The organism is Spirulina subsalsa PCC 9445, assembly GCF_000314005.1.
Taxonomy (GTDB): Bacteria; Cyanobacteriota; Cyanobacteriia; order Cyanobacteriales; family Spirulinaceae; genus Spirulina_A; species Spirulina_A subsalsa.
Genome location: NZ_JH980292.1, coordinates 1,663,093 through 1,682,300, shown reverse-complemented (window position 1 = coordinate 1,682,300; position 19,208 = coordinate 1,663,093). Strand labels below are relative to the sequence as shown.

General features: G+C 48.7%; 17 protein-coding genes. 8 read left to right on the top strand and 9 right to left on the bottom strand.

Annotation, left to right across the window (positions count from 1 at the left end; translation table 11 throughout):
* The first annotated feature begins 45 nt into the window (after positions 1-45).
* Complete coding sequence (locus SPI9445_RS0107860) at positions 46-747, top strand: J domain-containing protein (RefSeq protein ID WP_017304191.1); 702 nt, start codon at positions 46-48, stop codon at positions 745-747.
* A gap of 109 nt (positions 748-856) precedes the next feature.
* Here the strand turns inward: SPI9445_RS0107860 and ruvC are convergent, their stop codons facing one another.
* Positions 857-1,387, bottom strand: coding sequence for a crossover junction endodeoxyribonuclease RuvC (gene ruvC / locus SPI9445_RS0107855; RefSeq protein ID WP_017304190.1), 531 nt, complete (start codon positions 1,385-1,387; stop codon positions 857-859).
* A gap of 226 nt (positions 1,388-1,613) precedes the next feature.
* Here ruvC and SPI9445_RS0107850 point away from each other — a divergent pair, with 226 nt between their 5' ends.
* Entirely contained in the window at positions 1,614-3,032 is a 1,419-nt protein-coding gene (locus SPI9445_RS0107850; RefSeq protein WP_017304189.1) for a gluconeogenesis factor YvcK family protein, read from the top strand.
* 8 nt (positions 3,033-3,040) lie between these two features.
* Positions 3,041-3,496 carry a tRNA (adenosine(37)-N6)-threonylcarbamoyltransferase complex ATPase subunit type 1 TsaE gene (tsaE, locus tag SPI9445_RS0107845; protein ID WP_017304188.1) on the top strand — a complete coding sequence of 152 codons (456 nt, stop codon included), beginning with the start codon at positions 3,041-3,043 and terminating at the stop codon, positions 3,494-3,496.
* A 32-nt stretch (positions 3,497-3,528) separates the two neighbouring features.
* Here tsaE and SPI9445_RS0107840 read toward each other — a convergent pair whose 3' ends face one another.
* Entirely contained in the window at positions 3,529-4,767 is a 1,239-nt protein-coding gene (locus tag SPI9445_RS0107840) for a vWA domain-containing protein (RefSeq protein WP_017304187.1), read from the bottom strand.
* 123 nt (positions 4,768-4,890) lie between these two features.
* Between SPI9445_RS0107840 and SPI9445_RS0107835 the strand changes: the two genes are divergently transcribed.
* The gene (locus SPI9445_RS0107835) at positions 4,891-5,985 is read left to right on the top strand and encodes an ABC transporter permease (RefSeq protein ID WP_017304186.1); all 1,095 of its coding nucleotides are present in this window, start codon (positions 4,891-4,893) and stop codon (positions 5,983-5,985) included.
* Between the two features lie 35 nt (positions 5,986-6,020).
* Here SPI9445_RS0107835 and SPI9445_RS0107830 read toward each other — a convergent pair whose 3' ends face one another.
* From SPI9445_RS0107830 to leuS, 5 genes are all read right to left on the bottom strand, one after another.
* Positions 6,021-6,407, bottom strand: a complete 387-nt coding sequence (locus tag SPI9445_RS0107830) for a DUF4346 domain-containing protein (RefSeq protein WP_017304185.1) — start codon at positions 6,405-6,407, stop codon at positions 6,021-6,023.
* Positions 6,408-6,465: 58 nt separating this feature from the next.
* Positions 6,466-7,464 carry a hypothetical protein gene (locus SPI9445_RS30900; protein WP_017304184.1) on the bottom strand — a complete coding sequence of 333 codons (999 nt, stop codon included), beginning with the start codon at positions 7,462-7,464 and terminating at the stop codon, positions 6,466-6,468.
* A 282-nt stretch (positions 7,465-7,746) separates the two neighbouring features.
* Positions 7,747-8,025: a hypothetical protein gene (locus SPI9445_RS24815; protein WP_017304183.1), complete on the bottom strand. Its 279-nt coding sequence runs from the start codon at positions 8,023-8,025 to the stop codon at positions 7,747-7,749.
* A 278-nt stretch (positions 8,026-8,303) separates the two neighbouring features.
* The gene (locus tag SPI9445_RS27445; protein WP_017304182.1) at positions 8,304-8,945 is read right to left on the bottom strand and encodes a hypothetical protein; all 642 of its coding nucleotides are present in this window, start codon (positions 8,943-8,945) and stop codon (positions 8,304-8,306) included.
* Positions 8,946-8,975: 30 nt separating this feature from the next.
* Complete coding sequence (gene leuS, locus SPI9445_RS0107810; RefSeq protein ID WP_026079609.1) at positions 8,976-11,576, bottom strand: leucine--tRNA ligase; 2,601 nt, start codon at positions 11,574-11,576, stop codon at positions 8,976-8,978.
* Positions 11,577-12,034: 458 nt separating this feature from the next.
* On the opposite strand from leuS, the gene SPI9445_RS0107805 reads away from it, so the two are divergent.
* From SPI9445_RS0107805 to cheB, 4 genes are all read left to right on the top strand, one after another.
* Entirely contained in the window at positions 12,035-13,507 is a 1,473-nt protein-coding gene (locus SPI9445_RS0107805; RefSeq protein WP_017304180.1) for a HAMP domain-containing methyl-accepting chemotaxis protein, read from the top strand.
* A 150-nt stretch (positions 13,508-13,657) separates the two neighbouring features.
* On the top strand, positions 13,658-14,182 hold the full coding sequence (locus SPI9445_RS31075) for an Hpt domain-containing protein (RefSeq protein ID WP_202803657.1): 525 nt from the start codon (positions 13,658-13,660) through the stop codon (positions 14,180-14,182).
* Between the two features lie 382 nt (positions 14,183-14,564).
* Entirely contained in the window at positions 14,565-15,980 is a 1,416-nt protein-coding gene (locus SPI9445_RS31065) for a hybrid sensor histidine kinase/response regulator (RefSeq protein WP_202803656.1), read from the top strand.
* An 86-nt stretch (positions 15,981-16,066) separates the two neighbouring features.
* Positions 16,067-17,209, top strand: coding sequence for a chemotaxis-specific protein-glutamate methyltransferase CheB (gene cheB, locus SPI9445_RS0107795; protein WP_017304179.1), 1,143 nt, complete (start codon positions 16,067-16,069; stop codon positions 17,207-17,209).
* A gap of 23 nt (positions 17,210-17,232) precedes the next feature.
* On the opposite strand, the gene SPI9445_RS0107790 is transcribed toward cheB, so the two are convergent.
* Both SPI9445_RS0107790 and devC read right to left on the bottom strand, forming a co-directional pair.
* Positions 17,233-17,934 carry a DevA family ABC transporter ATP-binding protein gene (locus SPI9445_RS0107790; protein ID WP_017304178.1) on the bottom strand — a complete coding sequence of 234 codons (702 nt, stop codon included), beginning with the start codon at positions 17,932-17,934 and terminating at the stop codon, positions 17,233-17,235.
* Positions 17,935-17,953: 19 nt separating this feature from the next.
* Positions 17,954-19,117, bottom strand: a complete 1,164-nt coding sequence (devC, locus tag SPI9445_RS0107785; RefSeq protein ID WP_017304177.1) for an ABC transporter permease DevC — start codon at positions 19,115-19,117, stop codon at positions 17,954-17,956.
* Positions 19,118-19,208: the final 91 nt, after the last annotated feature.

Here is a 19,208-nt window from a genome sequence, read left to right as displayed (position 1 = left end):
AAGAGTCGGGAGTGTCAAAATACAAGCCTGTGATATTAGGTGGTTATGCCAGAGTCTAATCCGTATAAGGTACTTGGTCTTCCTCCCCACGCGAGCCAGGGGGACATTAAGCGTGCGTATCGCCGTTTGGTCAAACAATATCACCCCGATAGTCAACATGAACAGGCGAATCATGAGAAGATTGTCGAGTTAAATGCGGCCTATGAAGTATTGGGGGATCCTCAACAGCGCTCAGTATATGACCAACAGGTTTATGAGCAACAACGGATGGGGAGTCAATATCGACGACAAAAGCGCAGTCAAGCATCCCAGGAGGAATATCAGACCACCCAAGAATCCGGACGCGATCGCGATGTGCATTTTGTCCGTTGGTTTCAGGGAGTCTATCAACCCGTTAACCGACTCATTAGCCAGATTTTGAACCCCCTAGAGGCCGAAATTGACCAATTGGCCGCCGATCCCTTCGATGATGAATTAATGAGTCTGTTTCAAAATTATCTCTCCAACTGTCGTCAGGACTTAAATCAAGCCCAGTCTTTATTTGCCTCTCAACCTAATCCGGCTAAGGTGGCCGGAGTGGCGGCGAATTTATACTACTGTCTCAATCATATTAGTGACGCTTTAGAAGAATTAGAATGGTTTACCTTAAACTACGATGACCATTACTTAGCCACCGGAAAAGAACTATTCCGTCGAGCGGGACGACTGCGCGAAGACGCTCAATATTCTGTGTCCCGTTTTTCGTGACATCATCCCGACGCTGACCCTACGGGTACAGCGCGGGACTTATAGCTCCCCGAACCCCTCAAAAGTTAATGGGTCCAGATTGCCTATTCCCCCATTCAGCAAGCTCCCATTAAGTGCCAGAAAACCAAGCAGTTAACGCTACCGCTAAAGCATCAGCCGCATCATCAGGTTTCGGATACTGTTCTAACTCTAACTCCCGCGCTACGGCCGCCTGTACTTCCCGCTTGTCCGCGTTGCCATATCCCGTGAGGGCTTGCTTGACTTGGGCTGGGGTAAACTCCACATAGGGAACATCATGTTGGGCGAGAACCAATAATACAACCCCTCGGGCCTGGGCGACGAGGATGGTGTTGCTCATGCGATAAAAAAAGAATTTTTCAATGGCCACTAAATCCGGTTGAATTTCCGTTAACAGGGTGTGTAGATCATCGTAGATGGTGGCCAGACGTTGACCGATGGGGGTTTTTTTCGGCGTTTCTATGACTCCAAAATCTAATAATTGTACGGGTTTCTGGTCAGATTGGGCGGAAACAGAAGTGAGCGGAACATTCCGACAGTGAATCGACCCAAAACCTAACTGGGCTAAACCGGGGTCAATGCCTAAAATTGTTTGTTCTGAAGGGGATGTAGACAATGCCATTTGCTCTTTTAACGATTCCTGCCTAAGATTGCACTTAAAACTTTACACTCCCATCCGGCATGACCTGCCTCGAAGACTGTATCCCAAACTATTTACCTTTAGGACATCTTGAGGATTTATGTAAACTGGGTCAAAGGTTTGGCACTCTATCTCAAGATTGGCGCTAAAACTCCCTGATCGGTACACTGTCACTCTGCTGAACACACTCCGTTAGTTATCATTTACTATGTCCATTGGTCTAATCGAACAAGCATTACGCAGTCTCAGACTGGAAAAAATCCATTTGGCGGCAGTGAGTCGGCGCACTCCCAAGGAAATGAACCACTGGTTTAAATGGCTGGCTCCTGGGATTCTCATTAAACGTTGGCTGTTGATTAGTGTCACCGGGTTTGTCCTGACGGTTTTGGGGATTGCTATTTGGGTGGGACTCACGCCGATTTACCGCCTGATGTGGTTTTTCTCGGAAATTTTGGAGTTAATCGCCCGCATTTTGCCCAGTTATATTTCTGGGCCGGTGGCGGTGGTGTTGGGGGTTTTTTTGCTGTTGTGGGGACAAACGCGCAGTTTCGGCACGATTACGGAAGTGTTGAATCCGGGGAGTGAACAACGCTTGATTGATGCTTTAATGACTCGTCGTCGTCTCAATCGAGGGCCGCGCATTGTGGCCATTGGGGGGGGGACGGGTTTATCTACCCTGTTGCGGGGTTTGAAGGAGTATAGCGCCAATATTACGGCCATTGTAACGGTGGCTGATGATGGGGGGTCTTCGGGACGTTTACGGCGGGAAATTGGGGTGTTGCCGCCGGGGGATATTCGCAATTGTGTGGCGGCCTTGGCGGATGAGGAAAAGTTATTAACGGAGTTGTTTCAATATCGCTTTAATGCGGGGGATGGATTATCGGGTCATAGTTTCGGTAATTTGTTCTTGACGGCTATGAGTGAGATTACGGGGGATTTGGAACAGGCGATCGCGGCCAGTTCAAAAGTCTTGGCGGTGCGCGGCCGGGTCTTGCCTGCGACCCTTTCCGATGTGCGACTTTGGGCGAAAATGGCCGATGGTCGTTGGGTGGAAGGGGAGTCAAAAATTCCCCAAGCGGGGGGCAAAATTGTAGAGATTGGCTGTACCCCAGAACATCCCCCGGCCTTACCTGCGGCCATTCGGGCGATTGAGGAGGCGGATTTTATTATTATGGGGCCCGGAAGTCTCTACACCAGTGTAATTCCCAATTTGCTGGTTCCCGAAATTCGAGCGGCGATCGCTAAAACCAAAGTTCCTCGCATTTATGTTTGTAATATCATGACCCAACCGGGAGAAACCGATAGTTATACTGTCGCCGACCATATTCGCGCCATTGACCGCGTTTGTGGCAAACGGTTATTTGATGCGGTCATCGTCCACCGTCGCACCCCCTCCGCCCACACCCTGATCCGCTATGCTCAAGAAAATTCCCATCCGGTATTCTTAGATCGGGAGGAAGTCGGCCATTTAGGGCGGCGCATTGTGGCCGCGAATATCATGGATGAAGATGGAGAAACAGGCTATGTGCGCCATGATCATCAACGATTAGCTAAGGTTCTAATCCGTTGGTATGGTCGCACCCACGGCATTAAATTTGCTGATGATACGTTAACTGTAGAGGGGTGAGGGATACGGTGGAGAATAAAATTGAGCTACCAGACTGCAATTTAGCCGCATTACAGGCTTTTGCCCGTCGTTTGGGGGAAACCATCCCCCCCGCTACGATTCTCCTGTTATCGGGGGATTTAGGAGCCGGAAAAACCACATTTGTTCAGGCCTTGGGGGAAGGTTTGGGCATAAAAGAACCCATTTTAAGCCCGACTTTTACCCTGATTAATGAGTATGTCGAGGGGCGTTTACCGTTGTATCATATTGATTTGTACCGTTTACAGCCCGAAGATGTAGAATCTTTAGCCCTAGAAACCTATTGGGATGGTATCGAAGTAGAAGCGGGGATTACGGCCATTGAGTGGGCCGAACGTTTGTCAGAGTTCCCCCCCAATTATTGGTCAATTACTCTATATTCCACGCCCCAAAATACCCGTCGCTTGGTATTCGAGAAAGTAGGGGACTTTGGAATTGATAACTGATAATTGACCCTAGGCGGGGGGGTGCTGCTTCCTTATTCCTGTAAAATAGTCTTAGAGACAATGCGGGTTTTCTTCCGGTCGGCCTCGGATAACTCCTCACCGGATTGTAACCGAGTAGCACTTTTTTGTAAGACTGTCGCCGCACTTTGATCCCCTAATTGCAACGCTGTTTTTGCCGCCGTTTGTAACATGGTGGCCGCCCCCACTTTGTCCCCTTGCTGGAGTTTTGTCTCAGCAATTTGGGTCTGTCGGTACTTGGCTAAAGCCAGAATTTCTTTCTGGACTTTCTCGTTATTTGCAGGTTGATAAACCGCTTGCACATTGGCATAAACTGGCACTTTTTCCGACAATAAATTACCCTGTCCCAAGGCCGGATCATCATAGCGAACTTGGGTACTTACCACCCATTGCTGACCGGGCGGAAATTGATTTAAATACAAATTGGCCAAAATAACCCGTTCTTCTTTCATTAAATCGCCCAAACGGACAATATATAAATCCTGCTCTTTCTGCACAGGTAATTCAATGGTATCTGGGGCAACTTGGGCTAAGGGTTTGAGTTCGGCTAAACGCACATTGGGGGCTAATTCTAACAGTAAATAAGCATTGGTTAAGCCGACGGATTGCACTCGGGTAAATAGTCGTCCAAATTCATCAACAGCCTGTTCGGGAAATTCAATATAAGATAAAGTTCCTCCGGCCGTGTCGGAGATATTTTCTAAAACGTCCTGATTCCAATGAGAACCAAATCCCAAGGTATTCAAGGTAATGTTATAACTGGAGGCTAAACCTGCTAATTTTAAGCAGCGCCCATTGTCTCCGTGTTCGTTTTCTCCATCTGTCAAGAGAAAAATTTGACTCGATGTGTCTTGTTTTCCTTTGGCAATTTCTTCAATGCCCAATTTTAGGCCTTCATCAATGGCGGTTCCTCCATCAGCTTCTAATTTACTAATCCGTTTTTTAACACTTTCTACATCATTGACGGGTTGATTGGGGATGATCACCTTGGCGCGATGATCAAAGGCGACAACGGAGATGCGATCGCGAGGGGTTAATTTATCCACCAGTTGCAAGGCGGCCTCTTTGACGGTTTTTAGCGGTGTACCGTTCATAGAGCCACTATGATCCAGCACTAAACAGAGATTGAGGGGAAGTCCGCGATCGCCTTCATCGGAAACCGCCGACACGGAAACCGACAGTTGACGCTGGCTACTGGATTGATTCGCGTCAAGGTTGCTATCGTTTAGGAGGGGTTGGAGTCCAACTTTCATAAGGGGATCTGTAGTGATTCAGTCTTTATGTTCAGCATAGCCTGTTCTTCACCGCCTCAACCGATAATTCCTTAAAAAAATGCGATATATTAATCCCAAACCTACAATAATTTAAGAAAATTCATGGACTGGTGGCGGAAACTTAAAAAGAACTCTCTGGCGCGATTTGGCGGCACAATCCTGATTATTTTCTATGCCATTGTGATCTTGGCGGATTTTGTCGCTCCCTATCACCCTGTTGAGCATTTTCAGGTTGATGGTTCTCTGTTACCTCCCACCCAAATTTTTTGGCGCAATCCCGACACAGGCGCATTCATCGGCCCCCACGTTTACCCCACCACCCAGGGGCCGACGGATTTGGAAACAGGCGATCGCCTCCTCACGGTAGATTTTAGCCAACCCTCTCCCCTACGCCTCTTTGTCCGTGGCACTCCCTACAAGTTTTTGTATTTCATCCCCTTGGACATCCACCTCTTTGGCACTGTTGGCGAGGGATTTATTAATCTCTTGGGAACTGACGAACAAGGCCGGGATCAATTTAGTCGGTTAATCTTTGGTGGGAGAATTAGCCTCAGTATCGGTTTATTAGGCATTGCCATATCCTTCCCCCTTGGGATGTTCGTGGGGGGTATTTCGGGCTATTTTGGTGGCATTGTAGACAGTGTTTTGATGCGGATGGTAGAAGTTTTAATGACCATCCCCACCATTTACTTATTAGTGGCACTGGCGGCGATTTTACCCATGAGCATGAGTAGCGCCCAGCGTTTTGTATTAATTATTGTCATTACTTCTTTTGTTAGTTGGTCAGGATTAGCGCGGGTCGTTCGCGGTCAAGTTCTCTCCATTAAAGAACGGGAATTTGTGGATGCAGCGCGGGTGATTGGGGCAAGTTCTCCCTTAATTATTGTCCGCCATATCTTACCCCAAACCGCCACTTATATTATTATTTCAGCCACTTTGGCCGTACCCGGTTTTATTGTGGCGGAGTCGGTCTTAAGTTTGATTGGTTTAGGTATTCAACAACCGGATCCCTCCTGGGGAAATTTGCTTTCTGTGGCTACCAATGCCTCGATTTTAGTTCTACAACCTTGGTTAGTTTGGTCCCCTGCTGCTTTGGTGGTTTTAACGGTTTTAGCCTTTAATTTATTGGGGGATGGCCTCCGGGATGCCTTAGACCCGCGCACATTACAAAAGCAAGTGCGACAACTCCCAGAATAAGGAGTTCAAGTCTCAATTCTTAAGGATCAATCCTGCTAATCTTGGATGTAAGTTTCACCCCGGATTAATGCCAACTCCGCCCGCACAAATTCTCGACCTAAATAAAGCGCATGATCCAAACGGGACAAGGGGCAAGGGTTAGTTTTCTCAGTGATTTCCATTCCTAATTCCTTGGCTGTGCGTCCTTTAAATGTCCGGGTTGGACTCCGTTTAATGCCCCCTTTCACCGGAATAGGTTCTCCTGTTTCTGGGTCAAGTGCTAACCCCTTGTCACTAATGGTATTCGTGTAATGATCGGCACAAATTAAACCCGCTTCTGGGTCAATATAGATAATAAAATAGCCGTCGGGATCAAGGTCAATAAACCGTTTAGAGAGTTGATCATCAATGCCTTGCAATTGAGTTTTTAAATCTTCTGTCATGGTGTTAAAAATGAACTAAAACACATAGGCTTAACTTGTTAAGGTCGCCCATTGCTTTTTACCAACTGCCACCAGCGCCGCCGCCGCCACTACTCCCACCGCCAAAACCGCCCCCACTACCGCCGCCACTACCACCGCCAAAACCGCCCCCACCACCACCGTAATGGTGCCAAGAGTCCGCAGACATTCCAATCCGATGGTGTCGAGCCGTTCTTCTGTCATCCTCTGGAATCTCTCGCGACCATTGATCGCGATAATCGCAACTGTAACAAAATTCTCGCTCAATATAACGGTTGCGCGTGGTGCGGGTACTGTGTTGCACGGTATAGTCGTGACACTGAGGGCATTTTGTGACATGGCGGGGGCGTTGGAGAATGTAACCCCGTAGGTGAATGGTGTCTCGACTATATTCAGGATGACAATGGGGACACCACCAGCCATCATACACCACAGAATTCAACTTATGGGTTGCTTGTTCAATCCTCGTCAGCAAGGGCATTAAATCCGAGGCGGGCAACTTATGGAGGGGTTGACGACAGATGGCACAATGAAAATGAGTGCGACTGTGGCCTTGTTCTAAGAAAGCCGCTAACTGTTTTCTCTGCCAAATCCGTTGGATGATGGGAAAACTGCCTAGGGTGGCCAGGATGGTGCTGAGAATGAAGACATCCCGGAGGTTAAGGATTCCAGATTGTTGGGTTTCTTGTTGATAGAGAATGATCACAAAAAAGATCAGTGGGGGGATAATTCCCCAGAGAATGATGCGTGGAAGGGGATAACGAAAGGGGGATTGACTGGTTAGGGTGGAAACAAGAATGAACCAAGTCATCAATCCAAGGGTCGGGAGGAATAACCAAGACCCCATCAGGGCTAAACGGCTGAGGAGAAACCAAATACAGCCCAAGTTAATCAGTAGGATTCCCAATTGTAGACCATGATATAGGGGGCGATCGCACGGATCCACTAATCTAAATTTTCTGTATCCCGTTGGGGGGATTAACGCCACCAGTCCTGACGGCTTCCCGACAGTCTTTTGCTCTGTTTTGGAATGTAACATGATCTTCGTTTTTCCACACAGCTTATAGTTTCATCCAATTTATGGACGCTATATAGGGGAGTTGACAAAATGCACGCACGCTCAAGTTGTTAAGGTTGATAATTCCTTCTTAGGCAAAACATACCTGAGAAAATTTGACCTTAAATTCTTATACGGTAATTATCTCCCATGAATATTGATGAATGGTGAAATACTAAGAACTAAGTAACGAAACTTATTTAAACTCAACACTATTATTAATTAGGGTCTGCTGAATATCCCTCCTTCCGATTATCCCATCTCTCAATCTAAGGATTCCTCCTCAAGATCCTGTGATTTTTGATAGTCTGACTCAAACTGAAACCAAAGATTGCGCCCAAAAAAATATCCTCCCACCGGAAACACAATCAAGGCGGGAATCAAAAAACTGAAGAACGTCTCAAAACCGAAAAAAACGGTCATGATGAGAGTCCATAATGTTCCCGTGCTGAAGCCCCACTTTTGTACTCCTACCTTCCAGATAAAATTAGATTTACCCATCTTCCGCGTCTCACGCCATTTTTCGAGTTGTTGTTGTCTCATACTCCTAATCGATAGTGTACAAACTAGGGCTTGTTGAATAAGGGGAGAGGCAAGCTTAACAAGTTAAGCTTGTGTGCATTTTGTCAAGTCGTAGCTAGGGAAAAGGGAACAGGGGGGAGGGGGAGAGGGGGGGAGAGGGAGAGGGGGGGATGGGTTGATTACTGTTGCATGAGTGCCTTTTGCATGAGTGCCTATTCCCGATTCCCGACTCCCTAGGGCGCAAGCATTGCGCCCCTACACCCCCGACTCCCGACTCCCGACTCCCGACTCCCTATTCCCTAATTCCCCAAAGGATACGTTTCCGCGTCAATACAACTGTCTAGAAGACGCTGGGGGACAAAGGGGATTTCTCGACTTAAACCCACCACACAGGCCCCGTAGCGTTTCGGGAGGAGACTCCGACGACAACGGTCTAGGGTAGCTAGTTCTAACTCCCCAAGGGTTTGTAGGGTGGGGGTTTGGGCGAACAAATCGGGGGCGGGGGATTTCTCTATCCCCTGTTTGTTCAAACTCTGCTCATTGCCGGGGTTTTGTCTGCCTTGGGGGGTGGTTAACACCTCCTGACGAATGGATACCACACAATGGGCGAGATCAACGGGTCTTCTCACGCGGAAACAAGCGGATAAAGAGGTTTGAGGACTAATGCCTGTGGTTTCGGTGATGCGAAAAACACAGGTTGATAAATCTTCCGGGACAAGGGCATCCGCACAGGCGCTCATGGCTTGGGTGTTATCAATCCCGGAGGCTTTTAATTCTTGGGCGCATTGCTCAAAAACGCTGGGGTTGTCATCTTCTCGATAACGGGGACGACCGAAGAAATTGGCATAACTGGGCATTGGGGCGATCGCACTCCAGAGCAAAACCCCCACCACTGACCCAGCAAACCCACGACCCAGCGCACTTTTCCAACGACTAGACATCACACCATAACTCCTTACTTCTAATGTCCCCTACCCTACAACAAAATTAATCAACTTACCCGGCACCACAATCACCTTACGGATTTCCTTCCCGACTAAATAGCCTTGAATTTTCTCCGAAGACCGGGCTAATTCTTCTAATTCCGCCCTAGTCGCACTGGCCGGAACTTGAATCACATCCCGTTTTTTGCCCATCACTTGGATTACTAAATCAATCTCATCCACCACCAACGCATCGGGATCATACCGTAACCAAGCCTGTTGATGAACAGAACCTTTACCCCCCAAACGCTCCCATAATTCCTCCACAATATGGGGCGCAAAGGGCGCTAATAACAACACCAACGCCTCAATCCCTTCTCGATAAATTGGAGAGTCCTTACAATCGGCATCATTTAACGCATTACTCAGCTTCATCAACTCAGAAACAGCCGTATTAAATTGATAGTCTCCCTCCAAATCCTCGGAGACTTCCTTAATCGCCCTATGAATCGCTCGACGGACATCCTTTTCCCCCTTCGTGAGTTGTCCGGTTTTCTGTTTCTTCTTCGCAGAACTCGGCTGATTAACAAACTCATCCACCAAACGCCATACCCGATTTAAAAAGCGGAATTGTCCCTCAACATCAGCATCATCCCATTCTAAATCCTTCTCTGGGGGTGCTTTAAACAGAATAAACATCCGGGCTGTATCCGCCCCATATTTACTCAAAACTTCTGCCGGATCGATGCCATTATATTTAGATTTTGACATCTTTTCAAAGAAGACCGATAACTGAGTTTCTGTCCCCTTTTCATAATAAACCGTTTCCGCTTTTCCCGTCTCAGGATTAATCGTTTCTACCACCGTCACTTGACCCGGAACAACATATTTTCCTGTTTCAGGATTTTTATAAGTCATGGCCTGCACCATGCCTTGAGTTAATAAGCGCTTAAAGGGTTCATCAAAGCTTAATAACCCCCGATCTCGTAACACCTTGGTAAAAAAGCGTGAGTACAATAAATGGAGAATGGCGTGTTCAATTCCCCCCACATATTGATCCACAGGCATCCAATCATTCACCTTTTCTGGTGTGAATACATCCTGCTCATTTTTCGCGTCCGTATAGCGCAAGAAATACCAAGAGGAATCAATAAAAGTGTCCATGGTATCGGTTTCCCGTTTGGCATCTCCCCCACAGGTGGGACATTTCACATTTACCCAGTCGGCTAACTGACTTAAAGGAGAAGCCCCCCGTCCGGTAAATTCCACATTATCGGGTAGGGTGACAGGTAATTCCTCATCCGGCACCGGGACAATGCCACAGTCGGGGCAGTGAATCACCGGAATGGGACAGCCCCAATAGCGTTGGCGAGAAATCAGCCAATCCCGCAAGCGGTACTGAATGCGGGCTTTGCCATAGCCTTGTTGTTCGGCGTATTCAATGACTTTTGTTTTGCCCTCACCCGAAGGAGTGCCGTCAAAGGGGCCGGAGTTGACCATGATTCCGGGGTCAGTATAGGCGGTCGTTAAGGCTTCACTGGCATCTCCCCCTTCCGGTATAATCACCGTTGTAATGGGGAGGTCGTACTTGGTGGCAAAGGCGAAATCCCGCACATCATGGGCAGGTACCCCCATCACGGCTCCGGTGCCGTATTCGTATAAAACATAATCGGCGATTAAAATGGGGACTTCTTGCCCGTTGAAGGGATTAAGGGCTTTTCCTCCGGTGAAAATACCCCGCTTGGGTTTATCTTCTGCCGTGCGTTCTAGTTCGCTTTCTTGGGAGACTTCTTGAATAAACTGCTCTACAGCCTGTTTTTGCCCTTGGGTGGTGACTTTGGGGGTTAAAGGATGTTCGGGGGCTAATACGACGTAGGACACGCCATAAACGGTGTCTGGGCGAGTGGTGAAGACGGCGATTTTTTCCTCTAAGCCCACAATGGGGAATTCTAAATAGGCCCCAACGGATTTACCAATCCAGTTGGCCTGCATGAGTTTCACCCGCTCGGGCCAGCCGTCGAGTTGCTCTAAATCTTGTAATAACTGCTCGGCGTAGTCGGTGATTTTCAGGAACCACTGGCGCAACAGTTTCCGCTCCACTTTCGCCCCAGAACGCCAAGAACGTCCTTCACTATCGACTTGTTCGTTGGCGAGGACGGTTTGATCAATGGGGTCCCAATTCACGGCCGCTTCTTTCTGATAGGCTAATCCGGCTTCGTAGAATTGGAGAAAGAGCCACTGGGTCCAACGGTAATAATCGGGGGAACAGGTGGTGACTTCCCGTTCCCAGTCGAGGGAGAGGCCGAGACGTTGGAGTTGCCCTTTCATGTGGGCGATGTTCTGATAGGTCCACTGGGCGGGGGGGATACCTCGGTCAATGGCGGCGTTTTCGGCGGGTAGTCCAAAGGCATCCCAGCCCATGGGGTGGAGAACTCGGTGGCCTTGCATCCGCTTGAGACGGGCGATTACGTCGGTGATGGTATAGTTGCGGACGTGACCCATATGTAGGTTCCCGGAGGGGTAGGGAAACATGGATAGGGCATAAAATTTAGGCTGTTTGGGGTTTTCTTGGGTTCGGTCTAACCCCATTTCTAGCCATTTCTCTTGCCATTTGGACTCAATTGCAGATGGGTTATATCGGGACTCCACGCAGTTTTCTCCTATCGGATCAGCCATTTTGCATTTTCCATTCTAGGACAATCTGGCGTGGAGGTCTGGACTCTCCCACCGCTAACCGCTCGTTTAGCGGAGGATTCTCGGTTTTCAGGCTCTTTGCTAGATCGAACAAAGTTAACTGAACGACCCCCTCGGCTACTCCGGGAGTTTTTTCTAATAGGGTCAGCCTGATCGCGTTTTTTCCTCAATTCTCGATCACCTTTGCTGAGGGTGTATCTCTCGATTTGATGTATCCGCAAAAACCACAAGTGTGATCGAACAAAAACAGGAATTGCTGTTTAATTTATGCCCTTGATTTCTTAACTTTTATCACAAACCTTTTTTTTCTGTTAAAAAAGTTCAATCTGAACTTTTTGAAGAGTTATATTAGTGTAAGGGATATTGCGGTTTTACCCGGTTCAAAATATGAAAGAGGATGGGCTGGTTGGATCATGATACAGAATGAAAAAAAATCTAATAACTTAAAGCACAAGATTCAAACTATCAGTGTATTCCCTGCATTGTTACTGGGGATTGTGGGTTTTTCTTCCTTAATCGGTTTTTGGTCTATTAATCAGAAAGTGGGGACAATTTATGATGATCGGGTTGTTCCGCTTAAGCAACTCAAACTGGTTTCTGATGCCTATGCCGTGTCGATTGTAGATGCAGCGAATAAAGCCAATTCGGACAGAATGACGACGGGGGAAGCGTTGCGGTCGGTTCAAGCTGCGATGAGTATCATTGAGGCAGAATGGCAACGGTATCAAAAAACGGATTTGACCCCGGAAGAACGGAATTTGGTGGTGGAAATTGAGGGACTGTTTCGAGAGTCTGATCGGATGATTTATGAGTTGGAGGATGTGTTACGGAGTGGGAATCGCGATCGCCTGCTGGTTTTGGCTCGTAGTCTCTATGATGTGATTGACCCGATTACTCAAAGACTGAACCAGTTGATGGCGTTGCAGTTAGAGGTGGCAGAACAGGAACGAAATGCGGCGACCAGTTTGTATCACATGGTGTTGTTTGTTTTCATTCCTATTCTAGTCTTAACGATTGTGATTGTGTTATCCCCCTTAAAGAAAATTCTCAGTCAACTGTTAACGGCGGCACTAGAAGAAACCATTGAAAATTTGGCCACAGCCAGTTCAGAAATTGCCACGGTGACAGAACAACAGGAACGAGTGGCGGCACAACAGGCGGTTTCGGTGCAAGAAACCACGACAACGATGCACCAGTTGGAAGTGTCATCTCAACAGTCCTCTGAACAAGCGCAACGGGTGGCCGAACGCGCTCAAGATGTGTTGGAGTTATCCCAACGGGGGAATGAAGCGGTGAACGGCACAATGCGGGGGATGCGAGAGTTGCAAAATAAGGTAGAGGCGATCGCACAACAAGCCGATCACTTAAACCAACAGGCCCAACAAATCGGCATGATTTCCCAATTGGTGGGGGAAGTAGCCAATCAAACCAATATGCTAGCTCTCAATGCCTCCATTGAAGCCGTGCGGGCGGGAGAACATGGGAAAGGTTTCTCGGTGGTGGCGACAGAAATTCGCAAGTTAGCCGAACAAAGTCAAGAATCGGTACAGAAAATTAATCATCTAGTGCAATCTATTCAAAAGTCTATTCAAACCACCGTCAATGCGGCCGAGGTGGGAAATACTACGGTACAAAACAATGTGCAGCTAGCCGAAGTTACAGCCAGTTCTTTTGAGGGAGTCACCCTAGCCATTGAGCAGGTAGTGGCCAGTAGTCAGCAAATTGCTTTAAGTGTTCAGCAAGAAGCCAGTGCCATTCAACAGATCATGCAGACGATGAATGATTTAAGTCGAGTATCCCAAGAAACCGTCAGTGGAATTACTCAAACTAAAAAAGGCACTCAGCAACTGAATGAAACAGCTTTTACGTTAAGAGCTATGATCTAGATAGGAGCAATTTTTTCTGGGGTTCATGCTCACATTTCAGGGGGCATTTCTGAAAAAAATCTAAAGCTGTTTGTAGACGGCGGGATTTTTTTAGCACAAAGAGAGCATAAAGAACACGGCATTTTTAGGATTTACGGCTAGTCAAAACCCATGTTTATTGAAGACGAAGAACTACGCAATTTATTTAAAGCGGCAAGTGAAGAACACTTGCAAAAACTAGAGGCCGGATTACTGCACCTCGAACGGAATCCAGAGGATAAGAGTCCTTTTGAAGAATTGTTACGAGAAGCCCATAGTTTAAAAGGGGATTCTCGGATGTTGGGGTTGAAAGACATTGAGACATTAACCCACCAAATTGAACATAATTTAGGGCAGTTGTACCGAGAGGAAACGACACTCACCCCAGAATTTAGCGATCGCCTTTATCAAGGACTCGATGCGATCGCCAAACTCGTCGAAGAATCCGTCACCGGAAACCCCAGCGGAGTGGACACCTTCCACCTCCTCGCCGTCTTAATGGGAGCGAACCCCACCCAATCCCAAGCAGAACCCCCCCCAGAACCGGATTCCCCAACCCCAGACCCCCCCCGTAGAAGCTGCCGCCCCAGAGGAGACAGAAAGCCCAGAAGTCCCAGAAGTCCCCCCAGAAGCCGCCTTAGAAATTTCTCCCGTTAAAGAAAACCCCACCGCCCCCCCAGTTTCCCCCCCACCCGCCCCCGTCAATCGTCGCACCAGCGAACCCTACCGCATCGAAACCATCCGCGTAGAAACCCGTTACCTAGACGACCTAATCACCCAAACCGGAGAACTCACCGTCACCAAGATCCGGATTGCTCATGTTGCCGTAGAAATCGATGCCCTAACCAACCTTTGGGAAGAGTGGAAAAACAGCCATAACACCTTTAACCACAACGGTAACGGATTCCTAGAGCAAAACCCCCTCAACGAGCAAATCGAGCAACTTCTACAACGACTCAAAGGTTTCGCCCAAGAAAACTCCTCCCGTCTTGACCTCATTGCCAACAACCTAGAGGAACGAATTCGCACCCTGCGACTGTTGCCCCTCTCCAACATTTTTCAACTCTTCCCCCGCACCGTCCGCGACCTCGCCCGGGAACAAGGCAAAGAAGTAGAACTGATTATCGAAGGAGGAGACACCACCGCCGATAAACGCATTTTGGAGGAAATGAAAGACCCCTTAATGCACCTGATTCGGAACGCCGTAGATCATGGCGTAGAACCCCCCGAAGAACGGGAACGAGCGGGCAAATCTCGACAAGCCCACATCTGGATTAAAGGCTATCAAACCACCTCCAATATTGTGATTGAGGTCAGCGATGATGGGAGTGGTCTGAATCCCGAAACCATCAAAAAAACCGCCGTAGAGCGGGGACTGTACCGAGAGGAAGAACTCGCCACCATGACCTTAAACCAGGTTTATAACTTAATCTTTCTCCCCGGTTTCTCCACCCAGAAATTCGTCACCGAAGTATCCGGCCGCGGGGTAGGTTTAGATGTGGTTCATACCAACGTCGAACGCCTCAAAGGCACCTTACAAGTTGAATCCACCTTGGGTAAGGGTAGCACCTTCCGCATCCAACTCGGAACCACCCTAGCCACCGCTAACGTCCTTCTGGTGTCCATTCATGGCATACCCCACGCCATCCCCATTGAATTTGTGGAAACCACCCTCTTAGTCGCCCTAGAGGATATTTTCACCCTAGAAGGACGGGAAACCATTGCCTTGAACAATCAAGCGGTTTCCGTGGCTCATTTAGCCAACCTTTTGGAACTCAAAGTTTCTGCTTTTGATCAACTCAACGAAACCCACGAACGGCAACAGCATCAAGGTTTACCCTGTGTGTTAATCAAAATCGGTGATGATCGTCTCGGGTTATTTGTTGATGAACTGCTAGACACTCAAGATGTCGTCCTCAAACCCCAGAGTAAACTGCTAAAACGGGTGCGTAACATTGCCGGAGCCACCATTCTCGGCACAGGGGAAGTCTGTATGATTGTGAACCCCGTAGACTTAATGAAATCCATTCAGAAAAGCACTAGAAGGGCTACGGTTGCCCCAGTGAACAACCCAAAAGATAAAGCGAGAAAAAAACAGGTGATTCTGTTAGCTGAAGACTCAATTACCATTCGGACCCAAGAGAAGCGCATCCTAGAGGGAGCCGGATATGAGGTAGTGACAGCCGTAGATGGACTCGATGGCTGGAATAAGCTTAAATCTCGTCCCTTTGATGCCATTGTTTCCGATATCCAAATGCCCAACTTAAATGGCTTGGAACTCACCACTCGCATCCGTCAAAATAAGGAATATAACGAACTGCCGATTATTTTAGTGACTTCTCTCGCTTCGGAGGAAGATAGAAGAAGAGGGGTTGAAGCAGGGGCTAATGCCTATATCACAAAAGACTCTTTTAGTCAAGATATTTTATTAGAAACCTTGCAACGATTAGTCTGAACTCTCCTGTGATTTTGAGCCAACGGCGCGAACCGTAGTGCTTGCGGTTCGCGTTTCACTTCCTTTACCTTGATTTTGTATGACTTATGGCGATTAAAGTCCTGATTGTGGAAGATTCCCCCATCGCCCGTTCCATTCTCAAACGAATGTTAGACTCTGCTCCCAATATTGAAGTCGTGGGGATGGCAGAAACGGGAATACAAGGCTTGGAATTGTTAAACAAGCTCCAACCGGACGTAATTTGTACTGACTTACATATGCCCCGCATGAACGGGCTAGAGTTCACGATGGAGGTAATGGCCACGAAACCCCGTCCCATTTTAGTGATCAGTGCCTCGGTGCAGGAAGAAGACACCGAAAATGTTTTTGAACTGTTGGATGCGGGGGCGGTGGATATTTTTCCGAAACCTCGGGTGGGGGGAACGACAGAATATGAGGCCGTTAAACACCAACTGATTAATAAAATTCAGGTATTGTCTGGGGTACGGGTGTTTACCCGTAGACGGCGCTCCGATCCTGGTGCTGTACCGAGTCACGAGGTATCACCTTCACCGAGTCCACCGAGTCTCCCGACTGCATCCCGGATTCCTCCCCCCCGTTCTTTGCACCCTCCGACTCTTCCGGTCATCCAAACCCCTCCCCCCAGTCGCCGTTATAGCTTACCAACGAAACCGAAAGTTTTAGCGGTGGGGGCTTCTACTGGGGGGCCTCAAGCGTTGCGGACGGTGTTAAGCCCGTTACCCAATGATTTTCCCGCTCCGGTGCTTTGTGTGCAGCATATCAGTGAGGGTTTTTTACAAGGATTATTAGATTGGTTGGGGCATCAATGTCATTTACCGATTCGCATTGCTGAACAAGGGGAAACACCAAGGGCTGGGGTGATTTATTTCCCTAGGGAACAGTTTCATTTGGAGTTAGATGCTTTGGGGCGTTTTCACTATTCCAATGGGATGCGGGTGGGGGGGCATCGTCCTTCGGTGACGGTGACGTTTCAGGCGGTGGCGCGGGTTTATCGGGGGGCGACGGTGGGGGTTTTGTTGACGGGGATGGGGCGGGATGGGGCGGATGGGATGTTAGCGATTCATCAGGCCGGGGGCTATACCATTGCTCAAAATGAACAGAGTTGTGTGGTGTTTGGAATGCCCAAGGAGGCGATCGCACTCGGAGCCGCGAGGGAGGTTCTGCCCATTGAGGTCATTCCGTTAACGCTCATGAAGGTGTTTGTTTAGCTATCTAGTTAATTAACGCCCCATCAATCTAACCTCCCGGAGGACAGTAGACGACCATCTTCCATTTCAATAATCCGATCCGCTACATCTAAAATGCGATTGTCATGGGTGACGAGGAGGATTGTACAGCCTTGTTCCTGGGCGAGGTGCTGCATGAGAGTCACGACATCCCGCCCCGATTGACGATCCAGGGCGGCGGTGGGTTCGTCGGCCAGCAAGAGTTTGGGCTGACTGACGAGGGCGCGGGCGATCGCCACTCGTTGCCGTTGACCACCGGAAAGGTTGGCGGGGTAGTAGGAAAGGCGATCGCCTAACCCCACCGCTTCCAACGCCTGACTCGCCCGTTGTTCCATTTCAGCCACCGAGTATTGCCGATGAAGCTCCAAACCCATCCGCACATTTTGTAACGCCGTTAAACTCCCGTGGAGATTATGGGCTTGGAAAATATAGCCAATATGACGGCGCACCTCCACCCGTTGCCGTTCCGTCGCCCCACAGAGTTCTAAGCCCAAAAACTGTAAGCTGCCCTTCTGAACCGAACGTAAGCCCCCTATCAGCGTTAACAGCGTGGTTTTCCCCGATCCTGAAGGTCCGGTCATAATCACAATTTCCCCCCCTTGTAGAGTCAGGTGGATATCAAAAAGAACCTGTTTCCGCAACTCCCCCACCCCAAAAGCATGGTCAAGGTGAGCAATGGTAATTACGACCGAGTTAGGGTTTGACATCAGATTCACTTCCAGCACATTAGAACATATCCGCCGGATCGGCCCCTTGTAATCGACGAGTGGCGATCGCACCAGATAACAAACACATCAACAGCGTCAAACCTAACACCATTAACGCCCGTTGAACCGTCATCGCAATAGGTAACGCCGTAGCCCTCGCCGCCACCCGATAAAGACCCATCGGCAGAATAAACCCCGGAATAAACCCCAACAGCGCTAAAATCACCGCCTCCTCAAAAATCACCCCCAACAGATACCGATGGCGATAGCCCATCGCCTTAAACGTCGCATACTCCTGTAAATGGGCATTCACATCCGTAGACAACACCTGATAGACAATCACCACCCCCACCACAAACGCCATCGCCGTTCCCATCGTGAAAATAAACCCAATGGGGCTTTCCGTCTGCCAATACCGCTTTTCCGCCGCCATAAATTCCCCTTGAGTCAAAACATTTACATCCTCCGGCAACCTAGCGCGCAGTTGTGCCACCACCTCCTCCGGATCTGCCTCTGGGGCTAACTGTAACAATCCGAGGCTAATACTGCCCGAATTGCGACGAGGTAAGATCCTAAGAAACGTTTGATCACTGGCCAACAACGTCCCATCCGCCCCGAAAGAAGCCCCCAAGCTAAAAATACCTTGAATCGACAGGGTGCGCCCCTCAGCCTCCGTCGTCACCACTTGCCCCGCTTCCAACTGGCTAATCACCTCCCCATACCTCCCCCGAGATCGTCGGTCAAAAAGCACCACATCCGGGAGTTTGAGCAAATCCTGTTTTGTCTTGAGGTCTGGGAGATCAAAAGGAGTATGATCCGGATCAAAACCGATCAGTTGAATCACCGTATCTTGACGAGTTTGGGGGTTTTTCCAAGTCAACAGATTAGAATAAAGGCCAGTGCCTTGAGTAACACCCGGAACATCTAGCGCTTGATAGAGGCGACGACGGCTAAAGGTAGAGAGATTTTGGCTATTTTTGGCTTTCGGACTAACAAGAATCACATCAGCATTGAGCGTGCGAGCCAAACGAGTATTACTATCAAACAGAGACGCTTGAAAGCCTAGCTGCATAAACATCAGGACATCTGCAAAGGCAATCCCCGCTAGGGCAACCAGTAAGCGACTTGGTTCATGGCTCAGTTGCAGCCAGCCTAACCATGTTCGACGACGCAGGACGTTCATAGAAATCCGTGGGGTGTTTTAGTCCTATTATAGGGTTTGCTGAATAACTGGGCTAGGGAACGGGGAACGGGGGAGAGCAGCCATAGGCACT

Excerpts from the sequence above, each read along its gene's own strand:
- SPI9445_RS31075 (WP_202803657.1), top strand. The coding sequence starts at position 13,658 with ATGTTTATTGAAGACGAAGAACTACGCAATTTATTTAAAGCGGCAAGT.
- SPI9445_RS0107850 (WP_017304189.1), top strand. The coding sequence starts at position 1,614 with ATGTCCATTGGTCTAATCGAACAAGCATTACGCAGTCTCAGACTGGAA.
- SPI9445_RS24815 (WP_017304183.1), bottom strand. The coding sequence starts at position 8,025 with ATGAGACAACAACAACTCGAAAAATGGCGTGAGACGCGGAAGATGGGT.
- SPI9445_RS27445 (WP_017304182.1), bottom strand. The coding sequence starts at position 8,945 with ATGTCTAGTCGTTGGAAAAGTGCGCTGGGTCGTGGGTTTGCTGGGTCA.
- SPI9445_RS0107830 (WP_017304185.1), bottom strand. The coding sequence starts at position 6,407 with ATGACAGAAGATTTAAAAACTCAATTGCAAGGCATTGATGATCAACTC.
- SPI9445_RS30900 (WP_017304184.1), bottom strand. The coding sequence starts at position 7,464 with ATGTTACATTCCAAAACAGAGCAAAAGACTGTCGGGAAGCCGTCAGGA.
- SPI9445_RS0107860 (WP_017304191.1), top strand. The coding sequence starts at position 46 with ATGCCAGAGTCTAATCCGTATAAGGTACTTGGTCTTCCTCCCCACGCG.
- SPI9445_RS0107840 (WP_017304187.1), bottom strand. The coding sequence starts at position 4,767 with ATGAAAGTTGGACTCCAACCCCTCCTAAACGATAGCAACCTTGACGCG.
- SPI9445_RS0107835 (WP_017304186.1), top strand. The coding sequence starts at position 4,891 with ATGGACTGGTGGCGGAAACTTAAAAAGAACTCTCTGGCGCGATTTGGC.
- SPI9445_RS0107790 (WP_017304178.1), bottom strand. The coding sequence starts at position 17,934 with ATGTCAAACCCTAACTCGGTCGTAATTACCATTGCTCACCTTGACCAT.
- cheB (WP_017304179.1), top strand. The coding sequence starts at position 16,067 with ATGGCGATTAAAGTCCTGATTGTGGAAGATTCCCCCATCGCCCGTTCC.
- ruvC (WP_017304190.1), bottom strand. The coding sequence starts at position 1,387 with ATGGCATTGTCTACATCCCCTTCAGAACAAACAATTTTAGGCATTGAC.
- SPI9445_RS0107805 (WP_017304180.1), top strand. The coding sequence starts at position 12,035 with ATGATACAGAATGAAAAAAAATCTAATAACTTAAAGCACAAGATTCAA.
- devC (WP_017304177.1), bottom strand. The coding sequence starts at position 19,117 with ATGAACGTCCTGCGTCGTCGAACATGGTTAGGCTGGCTGCAACTGAGC.